The organism is Mesorhizobium sp. M5C.F.Ca.IN.020.32.2.1, assembly GCF_004023105.1.
GTDB classification, from domain to species: Bacteria; Pseudomonadota; Alphaproteobacteria; order Rhizobiales; family Rhizobiaceae; genus Mesorhizobium; species Mesorhizobium wenxiniae.
This window is the reverse complement of record NZ_RZSX01000782.1, coordinates 1-2,965: the sequence shown is the minus strand read 5'-3', so window position 1 is coordinate 2,965 and position 2,965 is coordinate 1. Positions and strand designations below refer to the sequence as shown.

The following is a 2,965-nucleotide window of genomic DNA, read 5'->3' as shown; positions in this document are numbered from 1 at the left end:
GGACAACAGCCGCATCAAACAGGACACGATAATGGGAATCGTCTTCTCCGGCATGTTCGGTCTCGGCCTGGTCCTCTATGTAAAGATCCAGTCCGACGTGCATCTCGACCACATATTGTTCGGCGATGTGCTGGGCATCGGCTTGCGCGACATCGTCGAAACGGGGCTCATTGCTGCGATCACGGCCGGCATCATCGGGATCAAGTGGCGCGACTTCCTGCTGCACGCCTTCGACCCGGCTCAGGCTCGCGCGGTTGGTCTTCGGGTCAATCTGCTCCACTACGGCCTGCTTTGCCTGATCTCGCTCACTATCGTCGGCGCGCTGAAGGCGGTCGGCATCATCATGGCCATCGCCATGCTGATCGCGCCTGGCGCCATCGCCTTCCTGCTGACAAGGAAGTTTAGCGCCATGCTGATCCTGTCGGTCGCGATCGCGGTCGCCGCGTCGTTTCTCGGCGTCTATCTGTCCTTCTTCATCGACAGCGCACCGGCGCCGACCATCGTTCTCATGCTGTCCGCCGCCTTCATCGCGGCCTTCGCCGTCACCACACTTAGAGTGGGCCGAATGGAGATTGGCGAGGAACGCTAGAAACGGGCGGTCATTCTCCGGATTGACGAGAGCGTCGCGTTTTCTGGATCGGCTTTACGTAGATCTCCAGTCTGTGGCTGATGATCGTGAATCCGTGCTGTCGAGCGATTTCCTCTTGGAGCCGCTCGATCTCCGACGACTGGAATTCGACGACGTCTCCCGTCTCGATATTGATGAGATGATCGTGATGCTCACGGGGGACGGTTTCGTATCTGGCGCGCCGATCGCCAAAGGTGTGCCGCTCCAGAATGCCCTTCTCGCGCAGAAGGCTGACGGTGCGATAGACAGTGGCGAGCGCGATCGTCGGCTCGATGGCGACAACACGGCGATGGAGTTCCACCACATCCGGATGGTCGCTGGATTCGGATAGAACGCGCATGATGACGCGGCGCGGACCGGTGATGCGCAGTCCGAGTTTCCTGCAAAGCGCGGCGATGGTCTGTTCTGAGGACATGTCGTGATCCGCCGATATCGACAGCCATGTCGCGAAGTCGGAACATGCCTGCGGATTTGTTCGAAGGTGCTATCCCAGATGCGTCGCAATTGCAAAAGGAGACGTAGCGGGGCTCATTGTCAGGCGGTACCGAGCGCTCGCATACTGACATAAATATCCAGATTCGATCGCAAGAAGCGAGGAAAGGCGTGTAAGCCGGATCGGACGTCGGCTAGCTGCGTGCGAGCCCGATCAAATGGTCGATCACTGGCTGCAGCCGTTCGGTCGTGATCGGTTTGACGACAACCGCATCGACGACGCTCGACAGGCCGAGGCTCTCCGCTGTGCCGTTCTTGGTCGAAAGCAGGATCACCGAGGGAAGTGACCTGCCTGAGGTGCGTCGCAGCGCGTTGATACCGGACATCAGCGCGTCGCAGTCCTTATTGTCCGCTCCGCCATCGAGGACGACAGCTCCGGGAATGAGCGATCGCAAAGTCGTTGCTGCCGTTTCGGGCGATTCTGAGATCGGTTTGAGCCCGGATCGTTCGACGATTTTTGAAACCACCACCCGGTTGACCGGCGACTTTCCGACGACGAGCACACGGGTGAAGTCTGTGAGCATCTCCGGGTCCACGTTGCGGCTCACGAAAGTCAGGTGGTTTACAGTCTTGGTATCGCGATTCACGGGGCGCATGAGCGTAGCGGGCACTCGTCGGGTTTCAATGCAGGGTTGAAACTTAGAGACAATTGCCGTGAGATCTCTCCCTATGTCAAGCTGAAACGACGATATCCAGAATAGCGCAAGAAACGTTGAAATTCAAAGCAAGTTCTGTTCTTGCTCATTATGGCAACTGATCGTGCAATCGCAGATCACCTGCGCAGAGACTGCGCAGGTGACGCCGGATCGATCGACGGGCTTTGGTCGGATTTCGGTCAGTCGAGGCTCCGCTGCGTGACGATCACCGGGATCAGCAGATCGCCCCAGTTGCCGTCGCCGCCATGGTGCCGTGCCGAGCGCACGAGCTCCACCGACACACCGGCCTCGACCGCCTTCATCACCGATTGGTTGAGCCTGTGCAGGTCGTTGGCCAGCATGCGGATGGTCGCCTGCTGGTCGACACTCATGGTGGTGGCCTGTTCTTCGGCCCGTTCCTTGACGCGACTGATCGATGCCATTGGTCTTCTCCCTTAGCCCTTTAGGGGCGTTTCCTCTGTCTGTTGCGTTCCTGCTATTCTGCGGCCGGCTTGAACTGGGCGTGCTCGGTCGATTCATGCATGGCCGTGGTCGAGGACCGGCCACCGGTGATTGCCATCGACACGGCGTCGAAATAGCCGGTGCCGACTTCGCGCTGGTGCTTGGTCGCGGTGTAGCCGTGGGCTTCCGCCGCGAACTCCGCTTCCTGCAACTCGGAATAGGCCGCCATCTGCCGTGCCTTGTAGCCGCGGGCGAGTTCGAACATGCCGAAATTGAGCTGGTGAAAACCGGCTAGCGTGATGAACTGGAACTTGTAGCCCATGGCGCCGAGTTCCCGCTGAAACCTGGCGATCGTGGCGTCGTCGAGGTTCTTCTTCCAGTTGAAGGACGGCGAGCAGTTATAGGCGAGAAGCTTGCCGGGATGGTGCCTGTGCACGCCCTCGGCGAATTTTTTGGCCTGCGCCAGATCGGGCTTGGAGGTTTCGCACCAGATCAGGTCGGCGTAAGGCGCGTAGGCGATGGCCCGCGCGATGCACGGCTCGATGCCGTTCCTGACGTGGTAGAAGCCTTCCACCGTGCGGCCGGCGCCATAGTCGACGAACGGCTGGTCGCGCTCGTCGATGTCGGAGGTGAGCAGCTTTGCCGCTTCCGCGTCGGTGCGCGCGACGACCAGCGTCGGCGTGCCCATGACGTCGGCAGCAAGTCGCGCGGCGTTGAGGTTGCGGATGTGTGCGGCGGTCGGGACCCT

4 protein-coding genes and 1 pseudogene are annotated in these 2,965 nt (G+C 60.2%); 1 reads left to right on the top strand and 4 read right to left on the bottom strand.

Annotated features, from left to right (window positions below):
* Window positions 1–589 (top strand): metal ABC transporter permease (locus tag EOA86_RS28755; RefSeq protein WP_164892068.1); only part of this gene is annotated, 589 nt, incomplete at its 5' end.
* Window positions 590–599: 10 nt separating this feature from the next.
* Here EOA86_RS28755 and EOA86_RS28750 read toward each other — a convergent pair.
* The 4 genes and pseudogenes from EOA86_RS28750 to EOA86_RS28735 form a co-directional block, all read right to left on the bottom strand.
* The gene (locus EOA86_RS28750) at window positions 600–1,043 is read right to left on the bottom strand and encodes a Fur family transcriptional regulator (protein ID WP_029348428.1); all 444 of its coding nucleotides are present in this window, start codon (window positions 1,041–1,043) and stop codon (window positions 600–602) included.
* A 211-nt stretch (window positions 1,044–1,254) separates the two neighbouring features.
* The gene (locus EOA86_RS28745) at window positions 1,255–1,644 is read right to left on the bottom strand and encodes a response regulator (protein ID WP_245497406.1); all 390 of its coding nucleotides are present in this window, start codon (window positions 1,642–1,644) and stop codon (window positions 1,255–1,257) included.
* Window positions 1,645–1,955: 311 nt separating this feature from the next.
* Entirely contained in the window at window positions 1,956–2,198 is a 243-nt protein-coding gene (locus tag EOA86_RS28740; RefSeq protein ID WP_029348426.1) for a hypothetical protein, read from the bottom strand.
* A 53-nt stretch (window positions 2,199–2,251) separates the two neighbouring features.
* Window positions 2,252–2,965: pseudogene (locus tag EOA86_RS28735) on the bottom strand (isocitrate lyase); the annotation flags it as partial.

What these genes read in the sequence shown, in the direction of transcription:
- EOA86_RS28750 (WP_029348428.1), bottom strand. Translation starts at nt 1,043, where the DNA reads ATGTCCTCAGAACAGACCATCGCCGCGCTTTGCAGGAAACTCGGACTG.
- EOA86_RS28745 (WP_245497406.1), bottom strand. Translation starts at nt 1,644, where the DNA reads ATGCTCACAGACTTCACCCGTGTGCTCGTCGTCGGAAAGTCGCCGGTC.
- EOA86_RS28740 (WP_029348426.1), bottom strand. Translation starts at nt 2,198, where the DNA reads ATGGCATCGATCAGTCGCGTCAAGGAACGGGCCGAAGAACAGGCCACC.